This is a genomic window from Corynebacterium sp. CCUG 69979 (genome assembly GCF_024454095.1).
Lineage (GTDB): Bacteria > Actinomycetota > Actinomycetes > Mycobacteriales > Mycobacteriaceae > Corynebacterium > Corynebacterium genitalium.
The window spans coordinates 1-19665 of sequence record NZ_JAGPZA010000005.1; the positions used below are offsets into that span (position 1 = coordinate 1).

Here is a 19665-nt window from a genome sequence, read left to right on the forward strand (position 1 = left end):
TTTGGTGACACAGTAGTCATTATCGGTGAAACTCCCTCTCAATCAGAGCCTCACACACAAACATCCTGACACCCTCTGGCGACGAGGGCAATGGCAAACCCAGTTAGTTGAATCACGTTGAATGCTTCATTCGCGATGAGGGCACCGAGAGCTGCTGCGGTCAGCGGTGACAGTAGGCCCAGAAGCGCTGTGGGTGTTACTGACAAGCGGTAAATTCCGGAGAACCACAAGGTGTAGGACACCAAGGCACCCGCGAGTCCAAGCCAGAGGTAACCGGCTACAGCTGGCCCGTCAATCACCGGAACACCGTCCACCCACAAAGCAGGAACGACCAGCAGCAATCCCGCTGCAGTCAACTGCCATCCAGCAAATCCGACGGCACTCACCGATCTCGGCCGCCCCCATTTCTTAGTCAAAACTACGCCGAGCCCCATTGATGCAGCACTGGTCATCCCAGTCAGTACGCCTATGGGGTCAACTGAGGCTTCGGGCCCTAAGACCACCATGGCAATACCGACCACACCGGCTACCGCCCAAAATAGGCGCCAAATAGACAAAGCATCCTGAAGGATGACGATGGCCAGGAAAGCGACCACGATGGGTTGAACTGAGCCAAGTGTCGCCGCGACACCACCTGGCAGCCGTTGAGCAGTGATGAAAAGCAGCGGGAAGAACACTGCCATATTCAGTCCACCGAGTACAAAGCTTTTCCACCACCAATCTCCTCTGGGAAGCTGGCGAGAAACGACTAAGGCGATGAGGCCAGCGGGCAGAGTTCTCATCAGCGCAGAAAACATCGCGTGACCGTGGGGAAGAGCGTTCGTTGTGACAATGTATGTGGTGCCCCACACAACGGGCGCCGTCGCGGTCAGGAGGATCGGACCAATATCGGGCGGTTTACTTCTGCCGAGGCTAGGGTCTGCATGGGTCTTGGATACCGAGCTGTCAGACATGGCACCAGCATGCGATGACTGGAGCGATGAATGCAACGCATATGTTTCATGTATTTAATGAGCTAGCATCATAGATCATGGAATTGCAGCATATGCGGTACGTGGTCGCAGTGGCGGAGGAGGGGAGTTTCACCCGCGCCGCCGAACGCTGTTTTGTCGTTCAATCGGCGCTTAGTCACCAGATCAATGCATTGGAGCGTGAGATTGGAGTTCGGCTTTTTGCGCGGTCGTCGCGCCGAGTTGAGGTGACTGCGGCCGGACAAGCTTTCATTGTGGCAGCTCGCGAAAGTCTCGCGGCGGCCGAACGAGCTATTGCGGACGCGGCGGAGGCGGCGGGAACCGTTCGAGGGGAGTTGCGGATTGGAGTCATCCCGACCGTCGCCGCAGTGGACCTGCCGGAGCTGCTGGCCCGGTTTCATGCTCAGCACCCAGATGTCCGCATCTCTCTCCAGTCAGGTGGAAGCAATGAGTTCATCGCGGATATCAAGTCGGGTCGTTTACATGCGGCGTTCATGGGGCTGCCTGACAGTGAGGTGCCCGTTGAGTTAGCGCATCGGAAACTTTCGGCAGAACGATTGGTTGCGGTTATTCCCGCTTCACACAGATTGGCTGGGAGAAGATCTGTGAAGCTGTGCGATCTGCAGGATGAAACGTTCGTTGATTTCCCCAGTGGGTCCGCTGGGCGCGAGCAAACAGATGAAGCTTTCCGGAAAGCAGGCCTCGCTCGCACGGTGAGTTTCGAGGCAATGAGTGTCGAGCATTTCAGCGGTTTCATTCAGCAGGGACTAGGGGTGGCTTTATTGTCTTCCCGTGTCGTGCCCGAAGCTGCATCGATCAAACAGGTCACAGTGACAGACGGGCCGCATAGAAGCGAGTATCTGGCTTGGAATGACTTCAACCCGAGTCCAGCGACCACCGCGTTTGTGCGTTTAGTTGAGCCACTCGTAGCAGGGTAGTTAGGAAAGCAATGAAAAACACCCAGCCCAACGGGGGTCTGGGTGTAAAGGCAGCTGCTATTTGAAGCGCCGAGCTACTTGTCCTCGACGTGCAGGGTTTCGCGGCGGTTCGGGATCTCCGGTGCGGCAATGACCTCGTCGAAGGCCGCGCCAGAGTGAGTGGAGTGGCCTGCGCCCACGGAGGTGCGCTGGCCGGCCGGAGCCTGCTGGCGAACCGTTGCCGGGTCGACGTTCAGGGCGCGCAGCTGGCTGTCCGTCAGCTCCGCGTAGGGGCCGGTCAGAGTCTTCTGCATGTAGGTCCAGTTCGGCTCGACATGGCCGACCGGCTTGTTGTGGGATGTGACCGTGCGTGCGGTGGACAGCTCCGGGCGGATCGCGAAGAGGATCAAGCCCAAGGCGATGAGCACGGCAAGAGAGATGAGCCAGATCGTTTCGACGTGGCCCTGGTGGTTACCGAAGTTGTAGGCGATGAGGAACGCCACAGAGATCCAGCCAGCAATCTGAATGGTGGCCGGCTTCAGCTCGCTCCAGCCGAACTTGGCAGAGGGGACATCAGCCTCGGAAACACCGTTGTAGACCTGGGGTGCGTCATCCTTAGCGCTCACAGCAAACTCCTTGCACGGAAATAGCACGGTAAATAGAAGTACGTTCCTATTATATTGGCACATCGCACCCGGTTGGGACGATTGGTCCCCCCGAATGATTGCGATCTTCAGCACGATCGGCCCGACCCGTTAACCGTTAGTTTGACCCCGCCTAGAAAGACCAGCGAAATGACCAGGGCAGCGGGGTAGAACGGTCGGCGTGTGTGAGAATGGTCGGGTGCGAAAGGTACTCATTCTCGGCTCGACAGGATCGATCGGCACCCAGGCGTTGGACGTCATAGGAGACAATCCGGAGGATTTCGAGGTAGCGGGCATCGCGGCCGCAGGATCGGATCCGCAGGCGATCATTGCTCAAGCTCGGCAGTTCGGCCTGTCGGCCGAACAAGTAGCCGTGTCCAAGCCTGAGGCTGCGCAGGTCATCTCGGTGGTGCTGGGCGGCGAGGTTCTCACCTCCGCCGAGGAGCTGGTGACCAATACGAGCGCGGACGTCGTCCTGAACGCTCTCGTCGGCTCCCTCGGGCTTGCTGCCACGCTGGCGACGCTGGATACTGGGGCGATTCTGGCGCTAGCCAATAAGGAGTCTCTCGTCGCCGGCGGCGACCTCGTCCTGGAACGCGCGAAAGAAGGCCAGCTCGTGCCCGTCGATTCGGAGCACTCCGCGATGGCCCAGTGCCTCCGGGCAGGCCGCACGGAGGAAGTGTCTCGCTACGTTCTCACAGCCTCTGGTGGCCCTTTCCGCGGTTGGACGCGTGAGCAGATGTGGGACGTCACCCCGGAGCAGGCGGCCGCGCACCCGACATGGTCCATGGGGCAGATGAACACGCTCAATTCCGCCACGATGGTGAATAAGGGCCTGGAGTTGATCGAGGCCACACTGCTGTTCGGCATCAGGCCCGACATCATCGACGTCACCGTCCACCCGCAGTCCATTGTCCACTCCATGGTCACGTTCTGCGACGGCGCCACCATCGCCCAGGCCTCCCCGCCGTCGATGAAGATGCCCATCGCGCACGCGCTGGCCTGGCCGGGCCGTGTGCCGGAGGCGCAGCACAGCCTCGACTTCACCCAGGCGATGGACTGGCGTTTTGAGCCCCTGGACGAAGACACTTTTCCCGCCGTCAAACTCGCCCGTGAAGTTTCCCGCCTGCGCGGGACGTACCCCGCCGTCTATAACGCTGCCAATGAGGAAGCTGCGGCCGCGTTCCTTGCCGGGCGGATCCGCTTTCCCCAAATCGTCGACGTGGTGGGCGACGTGCTTGACGCCGCGTCCGATTTCGCCGTGCAGGCTGGGTCGTTCGGGGAGGTTGTAGACGTCGAAAAGCAAGCGCGCGTGCGGGCGAATGAGCTGGTGGACGCATGCTCGTAGGCGTCGTTGTATTCGCGCTGTGCATTGCGCTGTCGATCGCGCTGCACGAAGCCGGGCACATGCTCACCGCGAAGGCGTTCGGCATGCGCGTGCGCCGTTACTTCATTGGTTTCGGGCCCACGCTTGTGTCGCAGAAAGTGGGGGAGACCGAGTACGGTCTTGCCGCACTGCCGTTCGGAGGGTTTTGCGACATTGCAGGCATGACCGCGATGGATCCGCTCACGCCGGAGGAAAAACCGCACGCGATGTACCGCAAACCGTGGTGGCAGCGGGTGGCGGTGATGAGCGGCGGCATCATCATGAACCTGTTCCTCGGATTCCTCGTCCTCTACATCGTCGCGGTGACAGCTGGCATCCCGAACCCCTACGCCGACCGCACGCCAACGGTGGGCGAGGTCAGCTGCACCTCCGACCAGGTCGATGCGGAAACGCTCGCTGACTGCACTGGCCCCGGACCTGCTGGTACCGCCGGCATCGAGCCGGGCGACAAGCTCCTTGCTGTCGATGGACAGGCGCTGGAAAGCTTCGTCGATCTGCGCGACTACGTGCTCGAGCGCCCGGGCGAGACCATTGAACTCACTGTGGGGCGCGGTGAGAGCGAGGTGCTTATTCGCGTCCCCCTCGCCTCCGTCCAGCGCCTCGACCCTCAAGGGCAGGCCTATACGGCGGGTGCCATTGGTCTCACCAGCGCGCCCGTGAAAGACGCGGTGAAGCAGTTCGGTCCGGTCGAAGCAATCCCAGCTGCGGCGAACCTGTCGGGGGAGATGCTCCAAGCTTCTGTTGAAGGCCTAATTGCGTTCCCGGCGAAGATCCCAGGCGTAGTCACCGCGATCTTCGGCGGCGAGCGTGACGTGGAGGGCCCGATCAGCGTCGTCGGTGCGTCGCGCACCGGTGGAGAACTGGTGGAGAGGTCCATGTGGGATGTGTTTTTCATGCTGCTGGTCTCGCTGAACTTCTTCCTCGCCCTGTTCAACTTGGTGCCGCTGCCGCCGCTGGACGGAGGTCACATTGCCGTCGTCCTGTTCGAGCAGGTGCGGGACGCCTTCCGTCGCCTTCGCGGCCTGCCTCCGGGTGGGCCGGTGAACTACGAGAAACTCATGCCGTTGACCTATTTCATGGCGGCGTTGCTGCTCGGCGTGGGTGCGTTGGTCATGGTGGCGGACGTGGTTAATCCTGTCCGGCTCTTCGGCTAGGCTGTAGACCATGAATCAACCCATCGGTTTGGGCATGCCCGAAGGCCCGCCTCCGACCCTCGCTCCGCGCCGTAAGACCCGCCAGCTCTTCGTCGGCGGTGTCGGTGTCGGTTCGGAGCACCCCATCACCGTGCAGTCGATGACCACCACGAAGACGCACGACATCAACGCCACGCTGCAGCAGATCGCGCAGCTGACCGCGTCCGGTTGCGACATTGTCCGTGTGGCCTGCCCGAAGACGGTGGACGCTGAAGCGCTGCCGGCCATCGCGCAGAAATCTCCGATCCCGGTCATCGCCGACATTCACTTCCAGCCGAAGTACATCTTCGCTGCGATTGAGGCAGGGTGCGCTGCCGTGCGCGTCAACCCCGGCAACATCAAAGAGTTCGACGGCCGCGTTAAAGAGGTCGCCCAGGCAGCCGGTGACGCTGGCATCCCGATCCGCATTGGTGTCAACGGTGGTTCCCTGGACCAGCGCCTGCTGCAGAAGTACGGCAAGGCCACCCCGGAAGCGCTCGTGGAGTCCGCCTTGTGGGAGGCGAGCCTGTTTGAGGAGCACGGGTTTGGCGACATTGCCATCTCGGTGAAGCACTCCGACCCGGTGCTCATGGTGGAGGCCTACCGCCAGCTGGCTGAGCAGTGTGATTACCCGCTGCACCTCGGCGTGACGGAGGCCGGCCCGGCTTTCATGGGCACGATCAAGTCCTCCGTGGCCTTCGGTGCGCTGCTTGCCGAGGGCATTGGTGACACCATCCGTGTCTCCCTGTCCGCTGACCCGGTCGAGGAGATCAAGGTCGGCGACCAGATCCTCCAGTCGCTCAACCTGCGCCCCCGCAAGCTGGAGATCGTGTCCTGCCCGTCTTGTGGCCGCGCCCAGGTGGATGTTTACTCACTTGCCGAGGAGGTCACCGCCGGCCTCGAGGGCATGGAGTACCCGCTGCGCGTCGCCGTCATGGGCTGCGTTGTCAACGGTCCCGGTGAGGCACGCGACGCCGACCTCGGTGTGGCATCCGGTAACGGCAAGGGCCAGATCTTTGTCAAGGGCGAGGTGGTAGAGACCGTGCCCGAGTCCAAGATTGTGGAAACCCTCATCGCTCACGCAGAGCGCATCGCCGAAGAGGAAGGCCTTGAGGAGATCGAGGGCGCCAAGGCTGAGGTCAAGGTCACCAGGTAGACCTTCACCCCGCTCAGAGTGGCAGCGCTGGAAAGCTTTCCGGCGCTGCTATTTTTGAACCCCATGGAATCCAGGCTGACAGTGCGTGTTGCGGGGATCCTCGCTGTGCTCGCACTCGCCTTCGGGGTGGTGGCCTGCACACCGAAACCGAACCCCGCTCAGCCGGTGGCCAACGACTTCCTCGAAGCATTGCAGGAGCTCGATTACGACGCGATGTCGGAGCTTGTCGACGACCCCGACACCGCCATCCCCTCTATCCAAGCCACCGTCGGTGGCCTGCAAATGGAGGGTGTCACCGCCACGTTGAACCACGTGGACCAGCAAGAGAACATCGCCACGGCGAACTACACCTTCGACTGGCAACTTCCGCGCGGCCGCAACGTGTCCTATGACGCGTCGATGACCTTGACCCAGTCCAACGATGATTGGACGATCCGCTGGCAGCCCTCGATCCTCCACCCGCGGCTTGGCGCCAGCCACCACTTGGAGCTGCGCACTGTCCCCGCCGATCAAGCCAATGTGGTCTCCTCCGATGGTGTGGCACTGCTCAGCCCCGGCATTGCCTACCGCTTGCTTGTGGACACCGAGGCAGTGCGCAACCACGCTGAGGTCGCCTCAGCCGTCTCCTCCGCGCTGGAGAAGGCCCATGCCGAGGACCCGTCTGTGCCCACCAGAGAAGCAGGCGAGCTGCAGAGCTCGTTCTTGTCCGTCACCGGTGTCTACTCCGTGGCGATGATTCCGGCTGGCACGCACAAGATCGTCCAAGACGTCCTTAAGGGCACCCCGGGTGTGCGGCTCAACGAAGAAGCCTCAATGGTCAACAACGACCCATCTTTTGCTCCCGACATCATGGCCCGCGTCGGCGAAGTCGTCCGCGATGACCTTGAAGGCGACTCCGGGTGGAAGATCGCCGTTGTCAACGAGAACGGTAATGAGATGGAGGATGTGGAGTTCCATGAGGCGCGGCCGTCGCCGTCGATAAGCGTCAGCTTGTCGCATGAAGTGCAGACGGCGGCGGAGAAAGCCCTCGAGCCGATCAACGGACAGAAGGCGATGATCGTGGCCATTCGCCCGTCGACAGGGGAAATTCTCGCCGTGGCGCAGACGAAAGCCGCCGATGAAGACGGCAACCTGGCCATGATGGGGCAGTACCCGCCGGGCTCGACGTTCAAGATCATCACCTCCTTCGCCGGAATGGAGAAGCAGGGGCTCACGCCGGAGTCAGTCGTGCCGTGTCCGGGATCGATGGATATCTACGGGCGCGTGGTGAACAACTACGCCGGATTCGGCCTGGGCAACGTGCCGATGGACACCGCGTTCGCGCGCTCGTGCAACACCACGTTTGCCGACATTTCCACGAAGCTCGAGCCGGGGGAGCTGCAGAGCGTGGGTAAGCAGTTCGGTCTGGGGATCGACTACGAAATTCCGGGGTTGGAATCCATGACTGGTTCCATCCCGGTCGGCGAAGAACCGCTCGACCGCACGGAAGCCGGGTACGGCCAGGGCCTCGACCTTGCCAGCCCCTTTGGAATGGCGCTTGTTTCCGCCACCGCAGCGCGCGGGGAGACGCCGATGCCGTACCTGATCAAGGGGGAGGAGACCAAGGCCAGCGAGACGGCCGCGAAGCCGAACCCTCAGGCTATCGACGGTCTGCGCTCCATGATGCAGTCCGTGACCGGGCCGGGTGGCACCGCAGGCGGCATGGGCGCTGGCGGGGACATCCGCGGTAAGACCGGTGAGGCCGAGATCAATGAAGGATCCCACTCCTGGTTCACCGGATACCGTGACGACGACATCGCCTTTGCCACCCTCATCGTTCTCGGGGGCGGGTCCGAGGCGGCGGTCGCAGTTACCGACGCGATGTTCCGCAACATTGATGAGCCGGGGCCGGAGGCGGGAGCGCCGAAGCCCGAGTAACTGCAGGGGCGGGCGCGGGTCTCGCCGGTTGTACATTTTCAGTATCGCCTTTCGAGCCTTTTCCGGCGGGTTCTGGGCCAGTTTTCGGGCTGAAGGGCGATACTAGAATGCTGCCTCGGACCCGCCCCGTTCGGTTTTGGTGCGCGGGACTAACATGGCCCGCATGAACCCACGTGGAAAACTCACCCCCGGCAAGCCGACCCCGCAGCGCGAGGTGCCCTCGGACATTGAACGCCCCGAATACGCCTGGAAGGACGAGGTCCAGGAGAACGTTGGTGAGCCGCTCATCCAGACCCCGGAGACCATTGAGGCGATGCGTGAGGCGTCTCGGATCGCCGCGAACGCTCTCGAGGCAGCTGGCGCGGCCGTTGCCCCCGGCGTGACGACGGATGAGATCGACCGCATCGCCCACGAGTACATGATCGACCACGGTGCCTACCCGTCGACGCTGGGCTACCGCGGTTACCCGAAATCTACCTGCGTCTCCCTCAACGAGATCGTCTGCCACGGCATCCCGGATACGACCGTGATCCAGGAAGGCGACATCGTCAACATCGACGTCACCGCCTACAAGAAAGGCGTGCACGGTGACACTAACGCAACGTTCCTCGCCGGTGATGTCGCGGAGGAGCACCGCCTTCTTGTCGAGCGCACCGAGCAGGCCATGATGCGTGGCATTAAGGCCGCAAAGCCTGGGCGTCAGATCAACGTCATCGGCCGCGTCATCGAGGCCTACGCAAAGCGCTTCGGCTACAACGTGGTCACCGATTTCACCGGCCACGGTGTCGGCCCGACATTCCACAACGGCCTCGTTGTCCTGCACTACGATTCCGATTCTTACACTGATGTCCTCGAGCCCGGCATGACCCTGACGATCGAGCCAATGATCAACCTGGGCGAGTTGCCGTACGACGTCTGGGACGACGGCTGGACCGTCCAGAACCGCGACGGTGAGTACACCGCTCAGTTCGAGCACACCATCGTCATCACAGATGATGGCAACGAGATCCTGACTATTCCGGACTCACAGCGTTAATCTGCGGGGCGTCGGCCGGCTTGGCGTGCGCACGAAAAAGGGGAACCGCCTCGGCGGTTCCCCTTTAAGTATGGGAAATCTAGAACGGATCTAGAAGTCAGCTCTTTACCACGGGATCTGCGGCAGGTAACCGTTGTACAGAGCCCAGTTTCCAGCACCGATGACAGCGCCGATACCGATCGCGACACCGAGCCAGTTGAGGGCGTCACGCCACATCAGAGCCCAAGTCGGAGCGTCGCTGTCGTCAACCTTTTTACCGAGAACGTCGGTGATGTCAGCCTTTTTACCGGCCTCGGTTTTCTGGCCAACACCGAAAAGGCCCGGGCCCTTGATAAGGTCGCTGGACAGCTCGGTGAGGGAAGCGCCGTTGTTCTTCTCCTTGTACTGGCTCGAACCGCTGGTGAACGTGCTGGAGCCGCCAGTCGGGTTCTCCTGAGCAGTAGCGACGGATGCGCCACCGAAAGCGACGGCAGTGGCTGTAGCGGCCGCGAGGGCTGCGTTGCGGAACTTACGCATGTTATTTCCTTACTTCTTGAAAGATGGATTGATTGTGAAAGTTCGAACGCAGTTACTTAGCGAACGGACCGTACTTGATGAAGTTGTCGATCGGGCCAGCTACGAGAGCGATAGCAGCCACAATGCCCAGAGCCCAGGTGGAGCCGTAGAGCAGCTTCCAACTGAACGGAACATCATCCCAGTTCTTCTTGCCGAAAATGTCCTCACCCTTAGCTTCGGTACCCTGGTCGGTCTGGAAGATGTTCTTGCCGATGAAGTGCTGGAGCGAGGAACCGGAGTTGGATGTGTTTTCGGGGGTGCCCGCCTGGCTGCTGTTAGATGGAGTCTGCTGCTCGGTCTCAGCCGCTGCAACGGAGGTGCCGCCGAAGGTCAGTGCCATCGCGGTAGCGCCGGCGAGTGCGGCGTTGCGGAACTTACGCATAATACGAATCCCTTTCTGTGGATCTAGGTGGGGGCAAGTGGAACCAGGCTTCAAGCAAGATTGGAGTTTGCTGGAAGTCTGATCCACTTTCCAGAGAAACATACTAGCGCATGGCAGGCTGCTTTGCCTACATGACCTGGTAATTTTCAGGTTCTGATGTGTCTCTCAGGAACCTGGACGGCTGCCAGGGAGCGTACAGACTGCGCGGATTGAGCGGCGGTGGAACCTTAGACCGGCGGAAACTCGAAATCGAGACCCAGAATCGCGTTCTCCGTGACCTCCGCGAGGGCAGGGTGAATCCAATACTCGCGACGCGCCACGTCACGCAAATCTAATCCAAAACTTATGACGGTGATCATCTGTTGGATCAGAGTCGCGGCTTGTGGGCCCATGTAGTGAGCACCAAGGAGTTTGGCGGTCTTCTTGTCGGCAATGAGCTTGACGGCGCTGGTGGAATCCTCCAGGGCCCAGCCATAAGCGACGTCGCCGTAGGACTGGATCTTGGTGGTCACCTCGTACCCCTCGTCGCGCGCTTGCTGCTCGGTGAGACCGACAGATGCGATCTGCGGGTAGGTGAACACTGCGGACGGAACGTGGTCGTGGGGGAGTTTGACCAGGTCGTCGTTGAGAAGGTTGTGGCGCACTGCGCGCAGTTCCGCGTTGGCAACGTGCTTGAGCATGTGTGGGGAGGAGACATCGCCAATAGCCCACACGCCCTCGCAGGTCGTGCGGCCATACTCGTCAACCTTGATGCGGTGGTCGTCATGCATCTCAATCCCGGTGGCATCCAGGTTGAGACGGTCGCCATTGGCCACGCGTCCGGTGGCAACGAGGAGAGCATCGGAGGTGAGGGTGGAGCCGTCGTCAAGCGTGAGCGTGACGCCGCTGCCATCGTGCGATGCGGAGGAGACCGTTCGACCCACGTGCGTTTCGTAGCGTGGAGCTGCCAGGGCGTTGAAGCGGTCGTGGATGTCTTTGTCCAAGTGGCGCATGAACGGCGATCGGTTCACAATGCGCACGTGTGTGCCTAGCGACTGGAAGACGTGGGCGAACTCCATCGCAATGTAGCCGCCACCGAGAATAGTGAGCGTCTTCGGCTGCTCCGGCAGACGCATGATGTCCTCGTTGGTGTGGAACGGCACACCGGAGTCGAGGATGACCTGTGGAATGAACGGGCGGGAGCCGGCGGCGATGAGGATCGTGTCGCCGGTGATCGTGGCGGGTTCACCGTCGATCGACGTGGTCAGCGTCTTTGGGCCGACGAACTCCGCATGGCCGTTGTAGAGGGTGATGTTCGGGCACTCCTCGCCGCGGCGGTACTCCTCGCCGGAACGGGAGATCACGTCGACGCGGTGGCCGAAGACACGGTCGACGATGGCCGGCCAATCCGCACCCTCGAAGGTGGTGTGGATGCCGAGCCGCTCCGAGTTCGCGGCAGCAGCTGCAGTGTCGGCGGCGACAACGTACATCTTCGTCGGAATGCAACCGGCGTTAAGGCAAGTGCCGCCGAACTGCGGGTTCTCCTCAATCAGCGCAATGGATTTGTCGTCGAACTCCGGACCGGGCAACGAGTTGCCGGAGCCGGAACCGATGATGATCAGGTCGTAGTGGGTCGGGTTTGTCACAGGTTCTCCAACCATTCGTCGAGGGTGTCAAACGCCTTTTGGCGGGCGTGCGGGAGGGATAGGAAGACGTCGTGAAGGGCACCGTCGATAGGCTTGGTCTCGTTGTGCTTGTCGGAGACAAACGGGGCCCAGTGCTTGATCTGCTCGACATCAAGGACCGTGTCAGCTGAGTCGGCAGCGGCCGAGTAGGGCTTACCCAGGTAGGAGTCGGCCGAGCACAGCGTCAGGGTAGGCACGCCTGCGTCAACAGAACCCTCGTGGATACGGTCCTGGCCGACCATGACGGCGCGCAGCCAGCCGAGGTATTTGTCGTGCCCGCCGATCGCTTTCTTCTCGGTATCGAAGTCCCAGTGGCCGTGACGGCCTTTATAAATGGACTCGCCGTACGTGCCCTCGCCGACGGAAGGAAGGCGCAGGTTGGGGAACCTCGCGCCGAAGACGTTGACCACGGGCTTGAGCGCCTTCACCGCCCAGCCCGGGAACTGCATGTCCAACCAGGGGCTGTTGAGCACTTGGCCGGCGATTTGCTGGTGCGTGCGCCAGTCATGGCGGCGGACGTGGTCGATCCACAACGGGACGATAAGGCCACCGGTGGAGTGGGCGAGCGGAATGACAGAACCGTGCTTGGCGGCGATGAGCTTCGTCGCTGCGGTCAGCTCGTCGTAGTAGTAACGCAGGTCAGTGGTGTAGTGCCAGCGTTGGCCCTCCTTGTGGGCGCGGCCGCACTTGCGCAGGTCGATCGCGTAGAAGGGATAGCCCAGCTCTTTGTAGTGCTGTGCGACGTGCTCTTGGAAGAAGTAATCCGACATCCCGTGCACCCACAGCAAAGCGGGTTTACCGTTCGGCTCATCGGGCTGGGACTGGACGAGTACCGCTGCGACCTCGCCCTCCCCATCGGGGTCGCGGCCCAGGGGGAGAGTGGCGCGGAGGAAACCGTCAAGTTCATCGTTGGTCCAGCTCAATGAGTTCAGGTCCGTTGTGTCGAAATCCATGCCGTCCATTCTAGAGCGTGTCCTAGGTCTCTTCTTCGCGTCACTGTGTCCGCGAGCTGATTTGCTAAGGCGTTGTTACTCGCGTGGAATGGGGGAGGAGTAGAATGCGGAAAAGCATTCAAAGGTGACAAGATCAAAGAGGTCATAAAGGTGTCAACAACCCAGTCCCAGCAGTCCAAGAAAAACACCCGAGGGGACGAGGTTGACGTCCTGCTTATCGGTGCCGGAATCATGAGCGCCACGCTCGGCGCGATGATCCACCAGCTGGAGCCGAGCTGGTCCCAGCTGATTTACGAGCGTCTCGACGGCGCATCACTGGAGTCCTCCTACCCGTGGAACAACGCGGGCACTGGCCACTCCGCGCTGTGCGAGCTCAACTACACGCCGGAGAAGAACGGCCGTATCGACGTCTCTAAGGCCATCAACATCAACGAGAAGTTCCAGGTGTCTCGCCAGTTCTGGTCCCACCAGGTTCTCGAAGGCGTGTTGACGGACCCCACCGCGTTCATTAACCCGGTCCCGCACGTCTCTTTCGCCCAGGGCGAAGATCAGATCGATTATCTTCAGCGCCGTTACGACGCGTTGAAGGACAATTACATGTTCCCGGACATGGAATTCACGACCGACCGCGACAAGTTCGCCGAGGTGCTGCCACTCATGGCGAAGGACCGCGACTTCGACAAGGAGCCAGTCGCGATCTCCTGGACCACGGCGGGTACCGATGTCAACTACGGTGCGCTCACTAACCAGTTCATCGACCACGCTGGGCAGGTAGGCACGGAGGTCCGTTACGGCCACGAAGTGACCAACATCAAGAAGAAGGGCAACTTCTGGCACGTCACCGCCAAGAACCTGCACACCGGTGAGAAGGAGACCACCCGCGCACGCTTCGTCTTCGTCGGCGCCGGCGGTTACGCGCTGGACTTGCTGCGCAAGGCTGGCGTGCCCGAGGTCCGCGGTTACGCCGGTTTCCCGATCTCCGGTGCGTGGCTGCGTACCACCAACCAGGAACTGGTCAAGCAGCACCAGGCCAAGGTTTACGGCAAGGCGAAGGTCGGTGCTCCGCCGATGTCGGTACCGCACCTGGACCTGCGTGTTATCGATGGCAAGCAGTCCCTGCTGTTCGGGCCCTTCGGTGGCTGGACCCCGAAGTTCCTCAAGAAGGGGTCCTACCTGGATCTGTTCAAGTCCATCCGCGTCGACAACATTCCGTCCTACCTGGGCGTTGCCGGCTGGAACTTCGACTTGGTCAAGTACCTCGTCGAAGAGGTGTTCAAGCCCTTCGACGGCCGTGTTGAGGATCTGCGTGAATACTTGCCGTCCGCTGACGGCACGGACTGGGAGGAGGTCATCGCTGGCCAGCGCGTCCAGATCATCAAACCGGCTACCCCGCCGCACTTCGGCTCGCTCGAGTTCGGTACCGCTCTGGTCAACGATCAGGACGGCACGATCGCCGGTATTCTCGGTGCTTCCCCGGGTGCGTCTATCGCTCCGGCTGCAATGCTTGAGCTGCTCGAGCGCTGCTTCGGTGAGCGCATGATCGACTGGAGCGAGAAGCTCTACGACATGATCCCGACCTACGGCAAGTCCCTCATGCGTGAGAAGAGCGTTTACGACGAGCAGTGGGCCTACACCCTGAAGACCCTGCACCTTGACGAGCCTCGGGAGTTTTCCGGCACGACCAGCGCACACGACTAAGCTATCGGTAGGCGTGATCTAGCGTCGGCTACGTCCCGCAGAAGCTGACAAACGGGATGTCGCCTTCGGGCTCGGCCATCCAGGCCGGGCCCGCTTTGTCGTTATAGGGGTCAGTCACAGCCCGGAGCAGCTCAAAGTAAGGCTCGACTTTGCCCTCCTGCTCGGCAGCAGTGATAGCTCGCTCCAGCATCTGATTGCGGGGAATGAAGACTGGCCCATCGCGGTGCTCGCGGTTGTAGGCGGTGATGTCCTCAGCGGCAGCGAGAGCTTCCGGATCGGGAATGTGCTTCTCCCAAGCGCGATCCCAGGTCGGCTCAACCTCGGCAAGCACCTCGCGAAGTGCGTCCTCATTGCTCACGGGAAGCAGCGCCTCGGCGAGGCGGGCGAGGTTCCATGCCATGATGTTGGGCTGGTTGCCAAAGGCGTAGCGCCCACCCCGGTCAATGGAGGAGAACACTGCGTCACCGCGGAACTTCTCAGTGAACGCGCACGGCCCGTAGTCGATGGTCTCACCAGACAGGGCGGTGTTGTCGGTGTTCATCACACCGTGGACGAAGCCGATGCTCATCCACTGCGCAACAAGGTTGAGTTGGCGCTGTATGACGGTGGACAGCAGGTCCTCCGGATCCTCGAAACCAGCCGCGGCAACCACGTCGCGCACGAGTTCGTGCGAGCGCATGGCTGCGTACTGCACGGAGCCAACACGAAGGTGGCTGCGTGCCACCCGCACCACGATGCCGCCCGGGACGTGCCCCTGCTGGCGCAGCACCGTCTCCCCAGTGCTCAGAACGGCCAGCGAGCGGGTAGTCGGGACGCCGATTGCGTGCATGAACTCACTGACCAGGTACTCCCGCAGCATCGGGCCGATCGCACCGCGCCCGTCCGATCCGGGCCGTGAAAACGGAGTCGGGCCGGAGCCTTTGGCCTGGAACTCGTAGCGTTCGTTCGCGGGATCGGGGTTGGGGAGGATAAGGGCGCGACCGTCGCCAAGCATGGGCACGAACTGGCCAAACTGATGCCCGGCGTACGCAATGGCGTGGCCGCCGCTCGCTCCAGTGAGCCACGCGATGCCGTCTGTGCTGCGCAGCCAGGCGGAATCCAAGCCGAGCTCCGCAGCGAGTGGCTCGTTGAGCACCACGATCTGTGGGTCAGGAAAGTCCGCGCCGCGCGCGGGGACGGCCATGTCGGGGAGTGCGTCGACAATGTGAGGCATGGCCCTAGCCTAGACTTGATCGCCATGACGAACGGACACGTGACCCTAGTCGGCGGCGGCCCGGGCGAGTGGGACCTGATCACTGTGCGCGGACTGCGTGCTCTTGAGGCGGCGGATGTGATTCTCACCGACCACTTGGGCCCCACGAATCAGCTTGACCAGTTTCTTGACCTCACCGGCAAAGAGGTCATTGACGTGGCCAAGCTGCCGTACAAAAAGCAGGTCGCACAGGAGCGCATCAACGAGCTGCTGGTCACCCACGCTCAAGACGGCCAGTGCGTCGTGCGGCTCAAAGGCGGGGACCCGTATGTTTTCGGCCGTGGTTTCGAGGAGCTGCAAGCCTGCGCTGCCGCCGGCGTCCCGTGCTCAGTTGTCCCCGGTGTGACCAGCGCGACGTCTGTCCCCGCAGCAGCCGGCGTGCCTGTCACACAGCGCGGGGTCACCCATTCCTTCACGGTCGTCTCCGGCCATCTCGCACCCGGTGACCCGCGCTCCCTGGTCGACTGGGACGCTCTCGCGCGCGTCGGCGGGACCATCGTGGTCATCATGGGCGTGCGCCAGGTGCGCCCCATCACGCGTGCGCTTATCGACGCAGGCCTGCCCCCTTCCACCCCCTCCACCGTCATCCAAGACGGCGAAACCGCAGACCAGCGCCAATTCCGGGCGGCGCTCGGGGACTTAGCGGACGTCATGGAGCAAGAAGGCGTGACCAACCCGGCTGTGTACGTCATCGGGGAGGTGGCTGGCCTTGAGGTCCTTGGATAGCCTCATCCTCGAGGTCGCCGACCTTTCTACGCCTGGGGATGTGGTCGTGTGCGATGACCCGACAGGTGACCTGGTTGCTGCTGCTCTGGAGACGGGGGCACCGGTGTACTGCGTTGATTCCGACTACACCCGCGCCCACGCCGCCCACGCAGCTGGGGCCGTTGTCGCCGGCATCGACGGCCCTTTGCGTGCCGATGAGTTCCTGGTCTCCTGCGCCCCTGCGGGGGCCGTGGCCGTCGGAGAGATGCCGAAGTCTTTGGGCCGGCTCGACTATCTCGCGCGCTCACTGGCTTCGGCTGGTGTCGGCCGAGTGGTGTTCGGAGGGAACAACAAGCACCTTGCTCGTTCCATGAACGACGTGCTTGCCTCCTCCTTTGCTGAGGTAGCTGCCTCGCGAGGCCGCGGCAAGTTTCGCTGCCTCGTCGCGTCAGGGCCGCGCGATGCTGCCTACTCGCCGGTGGAGGCAGGCGGGTTCACTGCCGTCGGGGGAGTGTTCTCCGGTGCGCGGGAAGACTACGGCGGGGCGCTGCTCACGTCCACGCTCCTGGATTCCAGGGCGGAACTGGGGAAGGTGTTGGATGTGGGGTGCGGGAACGGGAGCGTCGTCAAGCGACTGCTCGAAACGGGAGTCGATGCGACCGCGACGGACGCTGATGCTGATGCCGTCCTCTCCACCCGTGCTCTGGGCATTGAGGCGACCTGGGACGATGCAGGTTCGCAGTGGGAGCCGGGGACTTTTGACACGATCGCCCTGAACCCGCCGTTTCATGACCGCGCAGGCGTAGACGCGACGCTGGTCCAACACCTGCTTGATGCCTCCGCGCGCCTGTTAGCGCCTGGCGGTCAGCTATTCATGGTGCATAACTCGCACCTGCGCTACCGCGGCGAGGTCGAGGCGCGGTTGAAGTCCGTGGAGCAGGTGGCGAGGAATCAGAAGTTCACCGTCCTGCGTGGCACTCGGGGCTGAACATCCCCAACTGCGCTTGGCGGGCGGCGGCCTCCGCCGACTGCATGCGCGAATAGTAGGTGTCATTCGACTGGTACACGACGGCGCGCGCCAGCCCCTCTTCGGCCAAAACCTCGTTGACGAAGATGTCCCCGTCGAACACGGCAGCAAGGTCGCGGCCGTACTGGTCCTGGCGCTCCTTGTCGTAGACGAGGGTGACTGTTGAGCCGACGGGAGCAAGCTCCTCGAGACGCTGCGCAGCGGCGCTGCCCATGCACTCCTCAGGCTGGCCGTCACGGGCGAGCTCCGGGGCATCGATGTTGAGCAGACGCAGCCGCAGCCGATCACCGCCGGAGTGGACGACAAGGGTGTCGCCATCGACAACCCGCTCCACCTTTGCGGTTTCGCCATCGGCCAGAGCTGGGGTCGGAGTGTCTTCCTGCAGCGTCATCTCGAGGACGACGCCAAAGACAATCAACAAAGCGGCGAGAAAACCGAGAGCAGTTTTGCGCATGCTTACCCTTAGATGAACACTGCCACGAAGACGACTACGAATGCAGCCAGCATCAGGAAGGTGCGCTGCCGCACCGGCTTATGAGCCCAGTTCATCTCCACGTTCGCGTTATTGAACGGCGAAATCTGCATCACCATCGGGTCGTTCGGCTCTTTGTACACACCTATTGCGCTGCCATAGCCGAAGTGCTTCTTGCGCTCCACTTCGTCCTCATCGGTAGGCATTTCAGCCAGGACGTTTTGCCATTGCAGCATGCTACGGAAGAGGTTGACCATTGCTGCGCCGATGGCCACGATGAGCACCACAATGCCGACCCCTTCAGGAACCCGGAAAGCGGGCAGGCTCATCGTGATCTGCAGGAAAGCACTCGAGACGGCCACCGCGAGGGCCATCCACGCCATCGCCCGGTCCTGACTTGCCAGGAAACGCGCCGTCTTGTCCGCCGCCGTCTGAGAGAACGGGATCTCGGAACTGTCGGGGACAGGCATGCGTCGATAAGCAAAGGGCGCTTTGGGGCCCGACACCCACAGTGCGAACGTCAACAACGCGGCGAACCACACACCGAACGTCGCCGACTTCACCGATTTCAGATCCGTGCGGTTCACCGTGCCATCAAACCCAGTCTGCATGGGGACTTGGTCGGGAATCTGGTCGAACTGCAGGATGATGAACACGAACGCAGCCAATGAAACCAGCAGAGACGCGATGTAAATGTGCCGGGTGCGCATTGTTTCAGGTTAACAGGGAACCGAAAGGGGGTCGGGAGCGGTCTAACGAGGTAAGGCTAAGTGTTAGGCGGAACCTTGAAGAAGAATCGTGCGGAAGAATTGTTGTGGATGCTCGTGGATGTGCGCGAGGCGTCCCGGGGGAACACAGAGTTGCTGCAGCGGCTGGTGGACGGGGAACTTATCGCGCTCTCCCGCCAGTACGCCATCGAAAGAACAGTCCTTACCAAGCTCAAATACCACGAAAAACAATGGCTCCGAGCAGTAGCGGTGGGAAAAACTATGAAGAAGGCTGTCCTGAGCGGAAGGACATCTGCGCGGGTTCTTGGGATGTGGGTAGTCGCAACCAGCACGGAACAAGCCGAGTTGATGCTGCCGTCCGGAGCAGTGCCGGGGAAGCACAAATGGGGAAGAGGGATCGTATACAGAAAAGGGGCTCCATGCGACACCGAAGTGCTAGACATCGACGGGGTGCGGGTAACCGACCACGTGCGGACCGCCTTCGACATTGCAGTGACTCATGGGTTCAAAGAAGGACTCGTCGCGTTCGACTGGTTGCTAATGACCGGCACAGTAACCAAACGCGAACTCAAACGGCGCATACAGATGATGCGCGGCCGACGAGGAGTACCAGTCCTACGGCAGATCCTGGCCTACGCAGTAGACAACTCGCAATCGGCCTACGAGAGCTACGCTCGAGCACTTCTCATCGAGGACGGGATTACTTGCATCCGAACCCAGGTGCAGATCGGACCGTTCACGGTGGACATGATGATAGGCCGCTTGGGTGTCGAAGTGGACGGTGAGGAGAAGTACGACGGCGTCACCTACAAACCGCTAGATGAGACCCTGCGCAGAGAAAGAGATCGAGCCGTTTACATCCAGAATCAAGGCTATCCACTACGGCGGGTTCAGCCAGCTGAGCTACTCCAGGATCCCGGCGGGTTTGTGAGGATGGTCAGGGAAGCACTGATGGGGATCGAGAACGGTGCTGCGTAGCGGTTTGGGGTCGGTGGTTCACTGTTGGTGGTTCGCCTTCGATGGTTCGCC

General features: G+C 61.7%; 19 protein-coding genes. 10 read left to right on the plus strand and 9 right to left on the minus strand.

All coding sequences use genetic code 11. The features are described 5' to 3' along the window. Positions 1–50: 50 nt before the first annotated feature. Positions 51–953: an EamA family transporter gene (locus KBX18_RS04440; RefSeq protein ID WP_255994967.1), complete on the minus strand. Its 903-nt coding sequence runs from the start codon at positions 951–953 to the stop codon at positions 51–53. A 77-nt stretch (positions 954–1030) separates the two neighbouring features. Here KBX18_RS04440 and KBX18_RS04445 point away from each other — a divergent pair, with 77 nt between their 5' ends. Next, the gene (locus KBX18_RS04445; RefSeq protein ID WP_255994968.1) at positions 1031–1909 is read left to right on the plus strand and encodes a LysR family transcriptional regulator; all 879 of its coding nucleotides are present in this window, start codon (positions 1031–1033) and stop codon (positions 1907–1909) included. Between the two features lie 74 nt (positions 1910–1983). Here KBX18_RS04445 and KBX18_RS04450 read toward each other — a convergent pair whose 3' ends face one another. Beyond that, the gene (locus tag KBX18_RS04450) at positions 1984–2514 is read right to left on the minus strand and encodes a DUF2631 domain-containing protein (protein ID WP_370687223.1); all 531 of its coding nucleotides are present in this window, start codon (positions 2512–2514) and stop codon (positions 1984–1986) included. Between the two features lie 217 nt (positions 2515–2731). Here KBX18_RS04450 and dxr point away from each other — a divergent pair, with 217 nt between their 5' ends. The 5 genes from dxr (at position 2732) to map (ending at position 9200) form a co-directional block, all read left to right on the plus strand. Beyond that, entirely contained in the window at positions 2732–3880 is a 1149-nt protein-coding gene (dxr, locus tag KBX18_RS04455) for a 1-deoxy-D-xylulose-5-phosphate reductoisomerase (protein WP_255994970.1), read from the plus strand. Then, positions 3871–5073, plus strand: a complete 1203-nt coding sequence (locus tag KBX18_RS04460) for an RIP metalloprotease (protein ID WP_255994971.1) — start codon at positions 3871–3873, stop codon at positions 5071–5073. Before dxr ends, KBX18_RS04460 begins: the two co-directional genes overlap by 10 nt. A 10-nt stretch (positions 5074–5083) precedes the next feature. After that, on the plus strand, positions 5084–6247 hold the full coding sequence (gene ispG, locus KBX18_RS04465) for a flavodoxin-dependent (E)-4-hydroxy-3-methylbut-2-enyl-diphosphate synthase (RefSeq protein WP_005289697.1): 1164 nt from the start codon (positions 5084–5086) through the stop codon (positions 6245–6247). Positions 6248–6310: 63 nt separating this feature from the next. Then, positions 6311–8164 (plus strand): penicillin-binding transpeptidase domain-containing protein, encoded by a 1854-nt coding sequence (locus KBX18_RS04470; protein ID WP_255994972.1) that lies wholly within the window; start codon positions 6311–6313, stop codon positions 8162–8164. Between the two features lie 163 nt (positions 8165–8327). Further along, complete coding sequence (map, locus tag KBX18_RS04475; RefSeq protein WP_255994973.1) at positions 8328–9200, plus strand: type I methionyl aminopeptidase; 873 nt, start codon at positions 8328–8330, stop codon at positions 9198–9200. A gap of 105 nt (positions 9201–9305) precedes the next feature. Here map and KBX18_RS04480 read toward each other — a convergent pair whose 3' ends face one another. From KBX18_RS04480 to KBX18_RS04495, 4 genes are all read right to left on the minus strand, one after another. Next, complete coding sequence (locus KBX18_RS04480; RefSeq protein WP_255994974.1) at positions 9306–9716, minus strand: hypothetical protein; 411 nt, start codon at positions 9714–9716, stop codon at positions 9306–9308. A gap of 52 nt (positions 9717–9768) precedes the next feature. Then, positions 9769–10137, minus strand: coding sequence for a hypothetical protein (locus KBX18_RS04485; protein ID WP_255994975.1), 369 nt, complete (start codon positions 10135–10137; stop codon positions 9769–9771). 227 nt (positions 10138–10364) lie between these two features. After that, the gene (gene mtr, locus KBX18_RS04490) at positions 10365–11777 is read right to left on the minus strand and encodes a mycothione reductase (protein ID WP_255994976.1); all 1413 of its coding nucleotides are present in this window, start codon (positions 11775–11777) and stop codon (positions 10365–10367) included. Next, complete coding sequence (locus tag KBX18_RS04495; RefSeq protein ID WP_255994977.1) at positions 11759–12763, minus strand: alpha/beta hydrolase; 1005 nt, start codon at positions 12761–12763, stop codon at positions 11759–11761. Before KBX18_RS04495 ends, mtr begins: the two co-directional genes overlap by 19 nt. Positions 12764–12904: 141 nt before the next feature. On the opposite strand from KBX18_RS04495, the gene mqo reads away from it, so the two are divergent. Beyond that, positions 12905–14452 (plus strand): malate dehydrogenase (quinone), encoded by a 1548-nt coding sequence (gene mqo / locus KBX18_RS04500; RefSeq protein WP_255994978.1) that lies wholly within the window; start codon positions 12905–12907, stop codon positions 14450–14452. A gap of 28 nt (positions 14453–14480) precedes the next feature. On the opposite strand, the gene KBX18_RS04505 is transcribed toward mqo, so the two are convergent. Further along, positions 14481–15665: a protein adenylyltransferase SelO family protein gene (locus KBX18_RS04505; protein ID WP_255994979.1), complete on the minus strand. Its 1185-nt coding sequence runs from the start codon at positions 15663–15665 to the stop codon at positions 14481–14483. A gap of 24 nt (positions 15666–15689) precedes the next feature. Here KBX18_RS04505 and cobA point away from each other — a divergent pair, with 24 nt between their 5' ends. Both cobA and KBX18_RS04515 read left to right on the plus strand, forming a co-directional pair. After that, positions 15690–16430, plus strand: coding sequence for a uroporphyrinogen-III C-methyltransferase (cobA, locus tag KBX18_RS04510; protein WP_255994980.1), 741 nt, complete (start codon positions 15690–15692; stop codon positions 16428–16430). After that, a complete protein-coding gene (locus KBX18_RS04515; RefSeq protein ID WP_255994981.1) occupies positions 16414–17397 on the plus strand; it encodes a class I SAM-dependent methyltransferase in 984 nt (327 codons plus the stop codon). The genes cobA and KBX18_RS04515 overlap by 17 nt, the downstream gene beginning before the upstream one ends. Here the strand turns inward: KBX18_RS04515 and KBX18_RS04520 are convergent. Both KBX18_RS04520 and KBX18_RS04525 read right to left on the minus strand, forming a co-directional pair. Beyond that, entirely contained in the window at positions 17369–17890 is a 522-nt protein-coding gene (locus tag KBX18_RS04520; protein WP_255994982.1) for a thermonuclease family protein, read from the minus strand. The genes KBX18_RS04515 and KBX18_RS04520 overlap by 29 nt on opposite strands. 8 nt (positions 17891–17898) lie before the next feature. After that, positions 17899–18618, minus strand: coding sequence for a DUF1648 domain-containing protein (locus KBX18_RS04525; protein ID WP_255994983.1), 720 nt, complete (start codon positions 18616–18618; stop codon positions 17899–17901). A gap of 75 nt (positions 18619–18693) precedes the next feature. Here KBX18_RS04525 and KBX18_RS04530 point away from each other — a divergent pair, with 75 nt between their 5' ends. Continuing rightward, positions 18694–19614, plus strand: coding sequence for a hypothetical protein (locus KBX18_RS04530; RefSeq protein WP_255994984.1), 921 nt, complete (start codon positions 18694–18696; stop codon positions 19612–19614). Positions 19615–19665 lie beyond the last annotated feature (51 nt).